Genomic DNA, 13,985 nt, shown 5'->3' on the forward strand with positions numbered 1-13,985 from the left:
GTCTACCGCACCCCACTGACAGTCCGTCCGTCACGGCTCCTCCGTGAGCGCGCCGGGGCTGTCCGGGACCTCCGGCAGCCCGGCCGGGACGGCGGCGGTCAGCGCGGAGACCGCGGTGCCGATGCCGGCCAGCGCGGCGGTGAGGTCGCCCTCGGACGGGCCGGACGAGGCCGCGGCCATGATCACCTTGATCGAGCGGAGCAGCCCGGCCGCGGTCGCGCTGCCGGTGTGCCCGGCGCGGTAGGCGGCGAGCAGGTCCTGGACCGCCGGGCTGGCGAGGTTGAGGTAGAGCCGGGCCCGGACCCCGCCGTCGGTGCGGGCGGTGAAGGCGCGGGCCAGCCGCAGGGCGGCGGACGGTATCCGGGCGTCCGCCTGGTCGTCCTCGATCCGGGCCTTCAGCTCGGCCTCGCGGTCCGGCACCAGCACCAGCGGCAGGCCGGGCGGGTCGAAGCGGGCCGGGACGAGCTGCTCGCCCGGGTCGGCGAGGGCGCCGGCCAGCCAGGCCGCCTCGTGCTCCGGCAGCGGGCGCTCCGGGTCGCGGAACAGCTCGCGGTTGCCGCGTTCGCTGCCCAGCTCGACCACCCGGCAGCCGCGCAGTTCGGCGTAGCGGTGCAGGAACGGCAGGACGGCGTAGCGGTCGCCGCGCGCGATCGGAACCCGCATCGCCCGGTACAGCATCTCCTCGAAGCCGCCGCCGCTGCCGAGCGCGACGTGCACCGCGCCGCCGCCCGCCGCGCGCAGCGCGCCGGCCGTGAGGTCGCCCTGGGAGGTGGGCACCGGGACGTCGTCGGCGAGCAGCGTGAACAGCCGCTCGTCGCACAGCGCGGCGCCGAGCAGGTCGTTGCCGTGCCGGGTGAGGATGCGGCGCCAGGCGGCGGGCCGCAGCCGGGCCGTCTCGTACAGGCCGTCCACGATGGCGTCGGCGAGGGCCTTCCGGAGCGCGTGGTAGTGCTCGTCGCGCTGGAGGTCCTCGCGGCTGGCGGTGGGGGTGAGCCGGTCGGACTCGACCACGCCGCCGATGAACCCGGCCCAGCGGGGCAGCAGGTCGCGGGCGTCCTCGGCGAGCAGCATGCCGCGCAGGTAGACGGCGAGGTCGCGGTTGTCGCTGCTGCCGTAGCTGCCGCCGTCCTGGACCCAGAGCAGGCCGACCGCGTCGGTGGCGCCCTCGACCGGCTCGACCGGGAAGGCGGTGAGCGGCTCGAAGCGGCGGCCGAAGGCGGCGGCGAAGCGCATCCGGGCGGCGTACGGGTCGCCCTCCGGACGCCCGCGCCAGGGCACCTCGACGGAGTTGACCGGCCGCTCGTCCTCGCCGACGTGCACCGGGACCGACAGCAGCACGCAGTAGCGGCCGAGCACGTCGCGCAGGACGTCCTCGTCGGCGAGGTGGCCGTGCTCGGCCTTGAGCGCCAGCTCGACCACCGTGCCCGGCCGGGGCCGGGCGGGCACCGGCTCGACCTGGTACTGCTCGCCGCCGCGGCTGCGGTAGCGGTGGCCGAGCCCCGGCTCACGGTGCGAGGTGGTGGTGACGGTGACCTCGTCGGCGACCGAGAAGGCGGAGAGGAAGCCCAGACCGAAGGCGCCGATCAGCTCCTGGTTGCCGGTCAGTTCGCGCAGCATCCGGGTGTAGCCGGTGCCGACGGTGGCCAGGTAGGAGTGGATCTCGGGTTCGGTGAGGCCGGCGCCGGTGTCCTCGATGGCGACGGTCCGCCGGGCGGCGTCGGCGCGCACCCGGATCAGCGGGCGGTGGTCGCCGTCCGGGTCCTCCAGGAGCCGGCGGGTGTGCGAGTCGTGGGCGTTCTGGACGAGTTCGCGCAGGGCGACCAGCGGGGTGGAGTAGAGGTGGGTGGCGAGGACGTTCACCAGGCCGCCGAGATCGACCTCGGTCGTGCGCAGCTCCTCGGCGGGGGTGAACTCGGGCGGGGCACCATCAGACATGGGTCCTCAGTGTGCCAGTGCGACTATCTGGCGACCATTTCTTTCTTCTTGACGCCTTCCCGATGGAATGACGGAATGCGGTCAACTTCGACAACGTCGAATTGACCACCCCTCCACCATCGGGGGAATTGCCACCCGTTCGGTGGAGTTCGTCCACCCCACTGGTGAATGCTGAAGGCGCGACGCCAGGTCCCGGCGCCCCGGGGCGGCCGCTCCGGGCGGCACCACCATTCGCTTCTCGCCAGGGAGACCAGCGTGTCCCGTATTCGCGCAGCCGCCGCCGTCACCGCCCTCGGAGCACTCCTCCTCGTCGGCCTCGGTGCCGCCACCGCGCACGCCGACAGCGGCTCCGGCGCCGGTGCGGGCGACCGTTCCAACGGCAGCGTGGTGAGCGACTCCGGCTCCGGCAACATCATCGGCACCGTCCACGGCAATGTGGTCAACACCCAGCAGACGGCCACCGGTTCGGGTGCGGGCAACCAGAACAACGGCGTCGCGGTGACGGGCAACGGCGGGACGGTCAGCGCCGACCAGGGCAACACCGTCCAGCACAAGTCCCTCCGGAGCGACGCTCCCCGGCGCGACCGCGGCGTCGACGCGCAGGTCTACTACCCGCACGTCCTCTACTAGGCCCCGCCGCCGACTCGCCCCGGGGGAGCCTCGGTCAGGAGAGCCCCAGCACCGCCCGGCCGAGCCGCAGCAGGCAGTCCCCGAGGTCCGGCCGGGCGTTGTGCGGACGGTTCCGCACCCCGTCGTTGACCAGCGCGAACAGCGCGTGCACCCGGATCCGGGCGGCCGCCGCGTCGTACCCGGGACGCACCTGCCGCAGCAGTCCGACCCAGGTGCGCAGGAAGTCCCGCCGGAAGTCCACCGCGGCCCGGCGGTCGGGCGGGGCCAGCCGCTCCGTCTCGCTGAGCATCGCGCCCAGGTAGTCCCCGTTGCGCAGCGCGAAGTCGACGTACGCGCCCAGCCCGGCGTCGAGCGCCGCCCGGGGCCCGGCGGCGGCCGCGATCGCGCCGTCCACCTCGTGCCAGAGCCGCTCGCGGCTGCGCACCAGCGAGGCGGCGAGCAGCTCGGCCTTGCTGTCGAAGTGCCGGTACACGCTGGGGCCGGAGATGCCGACGGCGGCGCCGAGCTGGTCGGTGCTGACGTTGTCGAAGCCGCGCTGGTGGAACAGTCGTACGGCCGCCGCGAGCAGTTCCTCCCGGCGCGCCCGTGCCCTGGGCTCCGACGTCGGCCGCGGCTCGGCCACGGCGCCGGGCCCCGCGGCCGTACCGCCCGGGGAGACCGCGAGGACGGCCGCGACCACCTCGCGCAGCAGCGCCTCGGCCCGTCGGGGCTGCGGCGCCGCCGACTGGTAGGAGAGCCCGGCGCAGGCCGAGAGCGCCGACCAGCAGAGCAACTCGGCGTCCCCGACGGCGAGTTCCGGCCGTTCTGCGCGCAGCACGGCGACCATCAGGGCGACGTCCGCGCGCAGCTCGCGGCGCAGCGCCGCCCGCCGGGCCGGCGGCAGCAGCCGGGCGTCGCGCTGCACCAGGGTGCCGAGCGCACGGTGGCCGACCGCGACGGCGGCCAGCGCGGCTCCGAGGTCGGCGGTGGTGCGGGCCGGGCGCAGGCCTTCGGCGAGCGCGTCCAGTCCCAACCGGACGGCGCGGTCGAGCAGTTCGGGCTTGCCGCGGAAGTGCCGGTAGAGCGCGGGTGCGGTGATGCCGACACCGGCGGCGACCTCGGTCATCGAGACCTGGTGGTAGCCGCTGCGGTGGAAGCGGTCGGCGGCCACGGCCAGGATCTGGGCGCGCCGCCCGGGCGGCCGTCGGACCACCATGGCACGCCTCCCCGCCGTCTCCCCGGACACTCCCAGCAGGCTAGCAAGGATTCACTTGCCGCCCCCGCCGCCCGTGCTCCAATAGCCTTCGGACGCTGGACAGTCGAAGCTACCCCGGATTAACTTGTGGGGCCATCACCAGGCACGTTCCGCCCCGGCCGGCAGCCCCGGCCGGTGCCGTCGAAGGGAGCGCCGCCGTGCGCCGCACCGTGTTCAACGAGGACCACGAGGCCTTCCGGGAGACCATCCGGGACTTCATCGCCAACGAGGTCGTCCCGGTCTACGAGAGCTGGGAGGCCGAGGGCCACCCGCCGCGCGACTTCTACCGGCAGCTCGGCGCGCTCGGCGTCTACGGCATCGAGGTGCCGGAGGAGTACGGCGGCGCGGGCGAGAGCGGGTTCAAGTACCAGGCGGTGGTCGCCGAGGAGACCGCCCGGGCGGGCGTCAGCTTCGGTTCGTCGGGGGTGCACACCGGCCTGGTGCTGCCGTACCTGCTGGAGTACGCCACCGAGGAGCAGAAGCGGCGCTGGCTGCCCGGCTTCGTCTCCGGCGACATCATGACCGCGATCGCGATGACCGAGCCGGGCGCCGGCTCCGACCTCGCGGGCATCACCACCACCGCGCGGCTCTCCGAGGACGGCACCCACTACGTCCTGAACGGCGCCAAGACCTTCATCACCGGCGGTGTGCTGGCCGACCTCGTCCTGGTGGTCTGCCGCACCGCCCCGTACGACCCGGAGAACCGCCGGGCCGGGCTGTCCATCCTCTGCGTGGACACCTCCTCCGCGGGCTACACCGTCGGCCGCAAGCTCCAGAAGATCGGCCTGCGCACCTCGGACACCGCCGAGCTGGCGTTCAGCGACGTCCGGGTGCCGGTGGAGAACCTGCTCGGCGAGGAGGGCCGGGCCTTCTCCTACCTGACCCACAACCTGGTGCAGGAGCGGCTGGCGATCGCCGTCGGCGCCTACGCGGCGTCCGCGGCGGCGGTGCGGTTCGCGGTGCAGTACGTCAAGGACCGCAAGGTGTTCGGCAAGGCGGTGGCCGAGTTCCAGAACACCAAGTTCACCCTGGCCGACTGCGAGGCCCAGGTGGTGGCGCAGCAGTCGATGGTGGACCGGGCGCTGGAGCTGTACCAGGACGGCGAGCTGACCGTCGCGGACGCGGCCGCGGCGAAGCTGTTCTGCACCGAGTCGGCCTCCACCGTGATCGACAAGTGCCTCCAGCTGCACGGTGGTTACGGCTACATCCTGGAGTACCCGATCGCCCGGCTCTACACCGACAACCGGGTGTTCCGGATCTACGGCGGCACCAGCGAGGTCATGCGCAGCATCATCGCCAAGTCGCTCGGGCTGTAGGGCCGTTCGGGTCGTCCGGGCCGGGTGCGGCGGGCCGCCCGGAGGCGTGACCCGCCGCACCCGGACCGACAGCCGCACCGGCTCAGTTGGGCGAGCCGTGCTGGGCGCGCCAGGCGTCCCAGCCGGCCGAGGACGCCACCTTCGCGTCGTGCAGGGCCCGCTGGGCGAGCGCGGTCGGAGCGGTCTCCAGGTTCCGCAGCCAGCCGCGGCCGGCGGTGAACAGCGCGGCGCACACCATCGCCGCGCCGGCCGCGCCGAGCAGCGAACCGACGCCGGTGAGCACCACGCCGCCGGCCAGCAGCGAGCGGTTGACCTGAAGCCCGTTGAAGATCTGGTTGGTCGCCATGCCTCCACGATGCGGGCAGTCGGCGGGGGCTGCACCTCGGGCCGCTCCGGGATGCGGGGCCCTTCCGGGGTGCGGAGCGCTTCCGGGTGCGGGGCCCCCGGGCGTCCGCGACCCTGGGCACACGGAGTGCGCCCGGAGCGAGGAGGAGGCGCGATGCCCGATCTCGAACAGCTCGCCGTGGAGCACGCCGCCCGGGCGGCCGAGAGCCCGCACGGGCGCAGCGCCCACCTGGTCCTGCACGACGGGATCCTGCGGCAGACCGTGATCGCGCTGACCGCCGGCACCGCGCTGGACGAGCACAACCCGCCCACCGCGGGCAGCGTCCAGGTGCTGCGCGGCCGGGTCTCGCTGACCATCGCCGGCCGGCGGCTGGAACTGGCGGCCGGCCGCCTGGAGCCCGTCCCGCAGGAGCGGCACGGGCTGCTGGCGCACGTCGACTCGGTGGTGCTGCTGACCGCCGTCACCGCGTAGCGGGCGGCGGAACACCCGCTACGGGCGCGCGGGGCGCTCCCCGCGGGCGGGACGCACCCCACGGGCGGGACGTTCCCTACGGCCGCACGGGGTTGAACACGCTGTCGCTGACCAGCCGCAGCCCGCGCAGGAAGTCCTGCCCGCTGGGCGCGAGTTCGGGCGCGGCCAGCCACTGGGCGCAGTAACCGGCCAGCAGGGTCTGGTAGAAGCTCCCGCGGGCGACCTCCTCCTCGGTGTCCGGCACCTCCGGCAGCCCCCGGAACACCGCGGCGAGGCCCAGCCGGCCCTCCTTCTGCGCCGCCGCGAAGGCCTGCGCCAGCTCGGGGGCGTGCCCGGCCTGGGCGAGCGCCTCGAACTGGGCCGCCCAGAGCCCGCGGTGCTCGACGAAGACGTCCCGCAGCCCGTCCCAGACGGCCGCGAAGCGCACCTCCGGGTCGTCCGACACCTGGTTGGCGGCGATCACCACCGCGCCGAGCGCCTCCCCCATCTCCCCGATCGCCTCGATCATCGCCGCGTTGAGCAGCGTCTCCTTCGAGCCGAAGTGGTAGCCGATCGCGGCCAGGCTGACGCCGGAGGCGGTCGCGATGTCACGGGCGGTGGTGCGCCCGTAGCCCTTCTCGTACAGGCAGCGCTTGGCGCCGGCCATCAGGTCTTCGCGGTTTCCCATGCCCCGATCCTACGGAAGAACTGAACAGATGTCTTGCACATATGTACTAGACAAGCGTCTGACACATCCGTACCGTCTTCCCCATGACCGCAACCACCGGCCGCGCAGGCCGTCGCGAATGGATCGGCCTGGCCGTCCTCCTGCTCCCGACCCTCGTCCTCGCCATGGACATGGGCGTGCTCTTCTTCGCTGTCCCGTACATCTCCACCACGCTGGCGCCGAGCGGCACCCAGCAGCTGTGGATCATGGACATGTACTCGTTCCTGCTGGCCGGGCTGCTCATCACGATGGGCGCGCTGGGCGACCGGATCGGCCGCCGCCGGCTGCTGATGATCGGCGCCGCCGGCTTCGCGGGCGCCTCGCTGCTGGCCGCCTGGTCGCACGACGCCGGCCAGCTCATCGCGGCCCGCGCCGTGCTCGGCGCCGCCGGGGCCACCGTGATGCCCTCGACCCTCGCGCTGATCCGCACGATGTTCCACGACCCCAGGCAGCGGCAGATCGCGCTCGGCGCCTGGGGCGGCATCCTCACCGCCGGGGCCACCCTCGGCCCGGTCGCCGGCGGCCTGCTGCTGGAGCACTTCTGGTGGGGCTCGGCCTTCCTGCTCGCCGTCCCGGTCATGGCCCTGGTGCTGCTGACCGCGCCCGTCCTGCTCCCCGAGTACCGCTCCACCCGCCGCACCGGCCGCTTCGACCTGCTCGGCGCCGCGCTGTCGCTGGCCGCGATCCTGCCGCTGGTCTACGGCGTCAAGACGATCGCCGTCGAGGGCTGGAGCCTCCTGCCCGGGCTCGCCGTCGCCGCCGGACTGCTGCTGGCCGTCGCCTTCGTCCAGCGCCAGCGCACCGCCGCGAACCCGCCGCTCGACCTCGGCCTGTTCCGGATCCGCACCTTCAGCGGCGCGATCAGCGTCAACAGCATCGCGATGTTCGCGATGATGGGCTTCGCCCTCTTCACCTCCCAGTACCTCCAGCTGGTCAAGGGCATGAGCCCGCTGACCGCCTCGCTCTGGTCGCTGGTGCCGAGCCTGGGCGTCGGCGCGGCGGTCGGCGTCAGCTCGGCGCTGGCCGGCCGGGTCCGCCCGGCGGTGCTGATGGGCGGCGGCTTCCTGGTCGGCTCGGCGGGCTTCGCGATGATGACCCAGGTCGGCCCGCACTCCCCGCTGGCACTCGTCCTCACCGCGGCCGGCGTGCTGGCCGCCGGGACGGTCGGCACCATGACGATGACCGCCGAGATGGTCGTCTCCGCCGCCCCGGTCGAGCAGGCCGGCGCCGCCTCCGCCACCTCCGAGACCGCCGTCGAACTCGGCAGCTCCCTCGGCATCGCCCTGCTCGGCGCGGCCGGCGCCGCCGTCTACCACCACCGGCTGGACGGCGCCCTCCCGGCCGGCGTCGACGGCGAGGCCGCCCGGACCGCCCAGGACACCCTCGGCGGCGCGGCCACCGTCGCCGCCCACCTGCCCGGCCGGCTCGGCGCCGACCTGCTGGAGACCGCCCGCACCGCCTTCACCGACGGCCTGCACGTCGCCGCCGTGGTCGGCCTGCTCTTCGCCCTGGGCGCCGCGGCCCTGGCCTACCGCCTGATGCGCCACCTCCCGGCCGCCGCCCCCGCCCCCGCCCCGGAGCCCGTCACCGCCTGACCCGGCCGGCCCGATCCACGCGAGTCATCGAGAGCCCCCGCCCACCCGGGCGGGGGCTCTCCGCCGTTCCGCGCTCCGAACCCCGCACCGGGCGCCGATCCCCGCGTGCCGCCCGCGCCGGACCTCCACCCGGGGGTGGACCACGGTGGGTCCACCCCCGGGTGCGTGCCCCGGCCGCCCGCCGGGGAGGACCGTGGAGGCACACCTCGGACCCGACCGCCGGGAGCCCCTCATGTCCCTGCCCGCCCTCCTCTCCCTCCTCGGCCTCCTCTGCTGGATCGCCTACGAGCTGCTGCTGCGCCGGCGCGAGGACGCCTCCGCCGGCAGCTGGCACGCCGACCGCGGCGACCGCGGGTCGACCCGGCTGCTGCTCGGCTGCTACGCCCTCTCCGTCCTGGCCGTGGTGCTGTTCGACCGCGCCGCGGTCGGCGAACTGCCCACCTGGGCCCGCTGGTTCGGGGTGGCCGCGGTGGCCGCCGGGCTGGCGCTGCGGGCCTGGGGCATGCGCACCCTGGGCCGCTACTACACCCGCACCCTGCGCACCGTGGACACCCAGCGCGTGGTCCGCACCGGCCCGTACCGGCTGATCCGGCACCCCGGCTACGCCGGCAGCCTGCTGGTCTGGGTCGGCTACGCGGTCGGCACCGGCGGCTGGGCCGCCGCCCTGGTGGTCGCGGCCCTGCTGCTCGCCGCGTACGGCTGGCGGATCTCCGCCGAGGAGCGGCTGCTGCTGGACGCCCTCGGGAGCGAGTACGCGGAGTACCGCCGGGCGTCCAAGCGTCTGGTGCCGTTCATCTACTGATCGGATACCGATCGGAGCGGAGCGGTCGGCGGGTGTGAGCTTCGGCACCCGCATTCGGCCAGGTGGACGGCGCGGCGCTCGCGATCCGCTCGAACGGCACCTGGTTTTTGGCCAGCGTTTCCCAGCTGGTGTATCCGTTCTCCGTCATGGCCAGGCATACTGGCCAACACGGGCGCTGGCGCCCGCCACGACTCTAGACAAGAAGGGACCGGTGGCCAGGGATGCTGCGGAACGGTCTTGAGCCCTGGCACATTCTCGTGGTGCTGGCGGTCGTCATCCTGCTGTTCGGATCGAAGAAGCTGCCCGAGATGGCCCGCGGCCTGGGCAAGTCCATGCGCATCCTGAAGGCCGAGACGAAGGCCATGCGCGAGGACGACACCCCGGCGGACGCCGCTGCCGCCGGTACCGCGCAGAGCACCGCCGCTCCCCAGCAGAGCGCCGACCGCCCGGCCGTCACGCCGACCAACGTGACCAAGGCCACCGAGACCAAGCGGCCCGAGACGACCGCCTGATCCTCCTTTCTCCTCCGGAAAGCCCCTGGTGACCCCACCAGGGGCTTTCCGCCGTTCCGGGCCGTTCGCGGGGCCGTTCGCGGGCCCGCACAGGGGCTGGTCGCGGGGCCGTTCGCGCCACCGCGCCTCCCGACTGGCCGTCCGATCTGATCCGTTGTCTCCTGGATTGCACCCCCGGAGGAACGGAGTCCCGGCATGCCGACCGACCGGCCCGGCGACGAGCTGGCCGAGCTGCGGGCCCGGCTGAGCGCCGTCGAGGCCCAGGAGGCACGGCTCGCCCGACAGTTGGCGACCGGCCCGGCGCGGCAGCCGACGGACCGTCCGCCGCCCCGGCACCGGGTGCGCTCCTTCCTCGCCGCCCTGCTGATCGTGCTGGCCTGCGTGCTCACCCCGCTCAGCGCCCTCGCCTTCTGGGCGAGGTCCCAGATCAGCGACACCGACCGCTACCTCGCGACGATGGCCCCGCTGGCCAGGGACCCCCGGATCAAGACGGCCGTCACCGACCGGGTGACCGCCGAGATCGTGAAGCAGCTCCCGCTCGACTCGCTGCTCGACGGCCTCGCCCCGGCCGACCGGCCCCAGCTCGGCGCCCTGCTGGGCGGCATCGGCCAGGCCCTGACCGACGGACTCAGCGGCCTCGTCCACACCCAGGTCGCCCGGCTCGTGGACAGCGACGCCTTCGTCGCCCTCTGGACGGAGGTCAACCGGAACGCGCACGCCGCCCTGGAAAAGATGGTGACCGGACAGGGCGGCGGCGCCGTCGAGGTCCGCAACGACACCGTGGTGCTGGACCTCGCCCCGGTGATCGCCCGGGTGAAGTCCGCGCTGGTCGACCAGGGCGTCCCGCTGGCCTCCCGGATCCCGGAGATCCACACCTCGTACCCGCTGGTGCAGTCCGACGCCATCCCCAAGGTCCGCACCGCCCTGCGGGTGCTGGACCTGGCCGGCTTCTGGGTCCCGGTGCTGGCCGGCGCCTGCGCGCTCGGCGGGGTGCTGCTCGCGGCCCGGCGGCGCCAGGCGGTGGTGACGACGGCCCTCGGCATGGCGGGCGGTGCGCTGCTGCTGGGCATCGGGCTGAGCGTGTTCCGGGCCGTCTACCTGGACCGGCTCCCCGCCGACGTCGACCAGGCCGTCGCCCAGGCGGTGTACGACACCCTGGTGCGGTACCTGCGCTCGGCCGTCCGGGTGGTGGTCACCCTCGGGCTGCTGGTCGCGCTCGGCGCCTGGGTCATCGGCCCCGGGCGCTGGGCACGCGCCGTCCGGGGCGGCTGGCGCGCCGGACTGGGCGCGGTACGGCGGGTGGCCGGACGGTCCGGGCTGCGGCTCGGGCCGGTCGGCCGGTTCGTCCACCGCTGGAAGGCCCCGCTGGGCTGGCTGGCGGTGGTGCTCGCGGCGCTGGCCTTCGTCCTGTGGAGCTACCCGACGGTGCTGGTGACGCTCTGTCTGGCGCTCGGGCTGGTCGCCGTCCTGGCGGTGCTGGAGCTGCTGGACGAGCCGGGGCGGCCCGGGGAAGGAACCCGGGCCCCGGCCTGAGCGGGCCGGCCCGCCCGGGCACCGGGCTTGGCCTGAGCGGAGCAGTCCGACGCGCGCCGGAGGGTGCGGTGGCCGAGGCTGAGCGGGATGTCCGAGAACCCGCTGCCGCCGCCCGCCGACCTGCGGGCCTGGTCCTGGCTGCTCGGCGCGTCCACGCTGCTGATGCTCGGGTACTTCCTGCTGCCGCTGCAGTTGCTGGGCGAGCGCCGGCCGCTGCTGAGCTGGCTGGTGTTCGCGGGGGCGCTGGTCGGGCTGACCTGGCTGATGCTCGCCAAGATCGTCGGGGTGATGCGGGGGACGGCCAGGCAGCCGGTGCTCTGGTTGGCCTTCCTGATCTTCCTGGCGCTGACCATCTTCGCCGCCACGTACTACGTCCTGGGCGCCCACAAGGCGGAGTTCGCCGGACTGGAGACCCGGCTGGACGCGCTCTACTTCACCGTCGTGACGATGGCGACGGTGGGCTACGGCGACATCACCCCGGCCGGGCAGACGGCACGGCTCGTGGTGGTGCTCCAGATCGGGTACAACTTCGTCTTCCTCGCGGCGGCCGCCGGAACGGCCTCCCGGGCGATCCGCGGCAACGTCGAACGCAGGATCCGCGAGCGGGGCTGAACCGGCCCGACGTACGGACCAGTTGCCGCACAGTGTTGTCCACAGCCTGTGGACAACACTGTGGGCTCAGGATCGGCCGGTGTCGATCATGCGGAAGCGATTGCCCTCGGTGTCGGCCAGGACCACGAAGTCCGGGTCCTCGGGGTAGCGCTTCCAGTCGACGCGCTCGGCGCCGAGGGCGACGGTACCGAGCGTCGGCACACCGCCATCGTGGCGGCCCGTCAGTCGTCCTGGAAGTCGGCGGTGGTGTGGAGGGTGGCGTACAGGGCGGAGAGGCGGGCGTTCCAGTTGGCGTAGGTGGGGACGTCGACGGCGTGCTTCTTGCCCATGTCCCGGATCACCTTCTGGGCGTCCTTGAGCTCCTGCGCGGCGTCGTCCGGGTTGCCCTCGTTGAGGCGGGCGGCGGTGGTGTCGAGGATCCTGAGCAGCTCCGCCTGCTTGTCCCGCTCCTTGCCGACCTGGGCCTGGGCGACGGCCTGGCGGAAGGCCTGGATCTGCAGCGCGGCGGGCTGGTTGCGCGGGACGGCCTGGGTGGGGGCCGGGGGCGCGGACGGGGGCGCCGAGGGGGTGGTGGGGGCCGCCGAGGTCGCGGTCGGGGAGGCCTTCTGGGTGGGCGTCGCGGCCGGACCGGCGGGGGTGGTGGGGGCGGTGGCCGCGGCCGGTTTGGCGGCGGCCGCGTTGCCGGCCGGCTCGTCGAAGGCGGTCAGGGCCAGCGCCGTGACGCCGGCCAGGCCCGCCACGCCCAATGCCCCGAGCACCAGCGGCTTTCGGCGGCCGCGGGCGGGCGCGGGCCTGGCGGCGGGGGCGGGCGCCGGGGCGCGCATCGGGGCGGGGACCGGGCCGGGTATCGGCGCCATCACCGAGGTGGCGGCCGGGGGTTGGGGCGGCAGCAGGGTGGTGTGCTGCTGGTCCGGCTGGCCCAGCTGGTTCGGCTGGCTCAGCTGGTTCGGCTGGTATGGCTGGTTCGACGGCGGGGAGAAGGGCACGGGCGGCAGCAGCTGGGTGGCGGCGCCGGCGGTGTTCGCGAGCAGTTCCGCCGTCGGGTCCCCGACCATCAGTCCCGGTACCGTGCCGAGGAGTTCGGCCCGGGCGGCGGTCGCGTCGGCCGGGCGGTCCGCCGGGTTCTTGGCCAGCAGCCGCAGCACCGCCCCGTCCAGCGCGGGCGGCAGGCCGGGGCGCCGGACGGAGGGCGGCAGCGGCTGCTCGCTGACGTGCTTGAAGGCGATCGCCACCGGGGTCTCGGCGGTGAACGGGGTCGCGCCGGTGAGCATTTCGGTGAGCACGCAGCCGACCGCGTACAGGTCGGTCCGGCCGTCCAGCGCCGAGGCGGTGGCCTGCTCGGGCGAGAGGTAGGCGGCCGTGCCGAGCACGCTCGCGGTCTGGGTCAGGTTGCTGGAGGAGCCGGCCCGGGCGATGCCGAAGTCGACGACCTTCACCCCGCCGTCGTCGGTGATCATGATGTTCCCGGGCTTGATGTCCCGGTGCACCAGCCCGGCCGCGTGCGCGACCGACAGCGCCTCGCAGACCGCCGCCGCGATGCCGACCGCGCGCTCCACCGGCAGGACCTGCTGCTCCGCCAGCAGGGCGGCCAGCGAACGGCCGGTGACCAGCTCCATGACGATGAACGGGGTGCCCTGGTCCACGCCCGAGTCGAAGACCATGACGATCCTCGGGTGCACCAGCATGGCCGCGTGCTGGGCCTCGCGGCTGAAGCGCTCGGCGAAGCGGGGGTCGTCGGCGAGGCCTCCGTTGAGGACCTTGACGGCCACCTGACGGCCCAGCACCCGGTCCACCCCGCGCCAGACGGTCGCCATGCCGCCGACGCCGAGTATCCCGACGAGTTCGTAACGCCCGTTCAGCGCCCGTCCGATCACCTGGAGCTCCCCTCACGTGCCCTGGCCCCGGGGTCCCGGGCCGCCTCGTGCACCCGTGCACGATAGCCGCACCGCCGAGCGGGTCCGCCGGGGGCGGAGGGTGGCGGTCGGGGGACCGGGCAGCGGTCCCCCGGCCGCCGGCACGGGGGTGGGGGCCCCCCCGCCGGGGGGGGGGGGGGGCGCCCCGGGGCGGGGCGGGGGGGGCGCGGGGGGGGGGCGGGGGGGGGGCCCCGGGGGGCCGGCGGGGGGGGGGGGGGCGGGGGGGGCGGGGGGGGGCTCCGCCCCCCCCCCCGCGGGGCACCCCGCCGCGGGGGGCTGGGGGGGCGGCGCCCCCACCTCGACCGACCTGGTCGGCGGCGGCGCGGGCTTCGGGCACGCCGGCGACGTGGGCTTCTGAGGCCTGCCGGACACGGCCTAGC

Annotated in this window: 14 protein-coding genes; 8 read left to right on the forward strand and 6 right to left on the reverse strand. The window is 74.8% G+C overall.

Features of this window, described 5'->3' with window-relative positions:
* Positions 1-30 precede the first annotated feature (30 nt).
* Positions 31-1,935: an ATP-binding protein gene (locus ACFY4B_RS11300; protein WP_387967283.1), complete on the reverse strand. Its 1,905-nt coding sequence runs from the start codon at positions 1,933-1,935 to the stop codon at positions 31-33.
* 255 nt (positions 1,936-2,190) lie between these two features.
* Between ACFY4B_RS11300 and ACFY4B_RS11305 the strand changes: the two genes are divergently transcribed.
* Positions 2,191-2,565 (forward strand): hypothetical protein, encoded by a 375-nt coding sequence (locus tag ACFY4B_RS11305; protein WP_063780386.1) that lies wholly within the window; start codon positions 2,191-2,193, stop codon positions 2,563-2,565.
* A gap of 34 nt (positions 2,566-2,599) precedes the next feature.
* Here ACFY4B_RS11305 and ACFY4B_RS11310 read toward each other — a convergent pair whose 3' ends face one another.
* On the reverse strand, positions 2,600-3,760 hold the full coding sequence (locus ACFY4B_RS11310) for a TetR/AcrR family transcriptional regulator (RefSeq protein ID WP_387967285.1): 1,161 nt from the start codon (positions 3,758-3,760) through the stop codon (positions 2,600-2,602).
* A 197-nt stretch (positions 3,761-3,957) separates the two neighbouring features.
* Here ACFY4B_RS11310 and ACFY4B_RS11315 point away from each other — a divergent pair, with 197 nt between their 5' ends.
* The gene (locus ACFY4B_RS11315) at positions 3,958-5,115 is read left to right on the forward strand and encodes an acyl-CoA dehydrogenase family protein (protein WP_049659211.1); all 1,158 of its coding nucleotides are present in this window, start codon (positions 3,958-3,960) and stop codon (positions 5,113-5,115) included.
* An 82-nt stretch (positions 5,116-5,197) separates the two neighbouring features.
* On the opposite strand, the gene ACFY4B_RS11320 is transcribed toward ACFY4B_RS11315, so the two are convergent.
* Positions 5,198-5,461 (reverse strand): hypothetical protein, encoded by a 264-nt coding sequence (locus ACFY4B_RS11320; RefSeq protein ID WP_049659212.1) that lies wholly within the window; start codon positions 5,459-5,461, stop codon positions 5,198-5,200.
* A gap of 153 nt (positions 5,462-5,614) precedes the next feature.
* On the opposite strand from ACFY4B_RS11320, the gene ACFY4B_RS11325 reads away from it, so the two are divergent.
* Positions 5,615-5,932: a hypothetical protein gene (locus tag ACFY4B_RS11325; protein WP_049659213.1), complete on the forward strand. Its 318-nt coding sequence runs from the start codon at positions 5,615-5,617 to the stop codon at positions 5,930-5,932.
* Between the two features lie 76 nt (positions 5,933-6,008).
* Here the strand turns inward: ACFY4B_RS11325 and ACFY4B_RS11330 are convergent, their stop codons facing one another.
* Complete coding sequence (locus ACFY4B_RS11330; protein ID WP_049659214.1) at positions 6,009-6,599, reverse strand: TetR/AcrR family transcriptional regulator; 591 nt, start codon at positions 6,597-6,599, stop codon at positions 6,009-6,011.
* An 83-nt stretch (positions 6,600-6,682) separates the two neighbouring features.
* Between ACFY4B_RS11330 and ACFY4B_RS11335 the strand changes: the two genes are divergently transcribed.
* The 5 genes from ACFY4B_RS11335 (at position 6,683) to ACFY4B_RS11355 (ending at position 11,692) form a co-directional block, all read left to right on the forward strand.
* On the forward strand, positions 6,683-8,233 hold the full coding sequence (locus tag ACFY4B_RS11335; RefSeq protein WP_387967288.1) for an MFS transporter: 1,551 nt from the start codon (positions 6,683-6,685) through the stop codon (positions 8,231-8,233).
* 232 nt (positions 8,234-8,465) lie between these two features.
* A complete protein-coding gene (locus ACFY4B_RS11340) occupies positions 8,466-9,035 on the forward strand; it encodes a methyltransferase family protein (protein WP_387967291.1) in 570 nt (189 codons plus the stop codon).
* 221 nt (positions 9,036-9,256) lie between these two features.
* Positions 9,257-9,547, forward strand: a complete 291-nt coding sequence (gene tatA, locus ACFY4B_RS11345; RefSeq protein ID WP_049659292.1) for a Sec-independent protein translocase subunit TatA — start codon at positions 9,257-9,259, stop codon at positions 9,545-9,547.
* A gap of 195 nt (positions 9,548-9,742) precedes the next feature.
* Positions 9,743-11,080: a hypothetical protein gene (locus ACFY4B_RS11350; protein ID WP_387967293.1), complete on the forward strand. Its 1,338-nt coding sequence runs from the start codon at positions 9,743-9,745 to the stop codon at positions 11,078-11,080.
* A gap of 87 nt (positions 11,081-11,167) precedes the next feature.
* Complete coding sequence (locus ACFY4B_RS11355; RefSeq protein WP_053112473.1) at positions 11,168-11,692, forward strand: ion channel; 525 nt, start codon at positions 11,168-11,170, stop codon at positions 11,690-11,692.
* 66 nt (positions 11,693-11,758) lie between these two features.
* On the opposite strand, the gene ACFY4B_RS11360 is transcribed toward ACFY4B_RS11355, so the two are convergent.
* Positions 11,759-11,893 (reverse strand): hypothetical protein, encoded by a 135-nt coding sequence (locus tag ACFY4B_RS11360; protein WP_274538674.1) that lies wholly within the window; start codon positions 11,891-11,893, stop codon positions 11,759-11,761.
* A 20-nt stretch (positions 11,894-11,913) separates the two neighbouring features.
* Positions 11,914-13,566 carry a protein kinase gene (locus ACFY4B_RS11365; protein WP_387967296.1) on the reverse strand — a complete coding sequence of 551 codons (1,653 nt, stop codon included), beginning with the start codon at positions 13,564-13,566 and terminating at the stop codon, positions 11,914-11,916.
* Between the last annotated feature and the right edge of the window lie 419 nt (positions 13,567-13,985).

Source organism: Kitasatospora sp. NPDC001261, assembly GCF_042896795.1.
Classification (GTDB): domain Bacteria; phylum Actinomycetota; class Actinomycetes; order Streptomycetales; family Streptomycetaceae; genus Kitasatospora.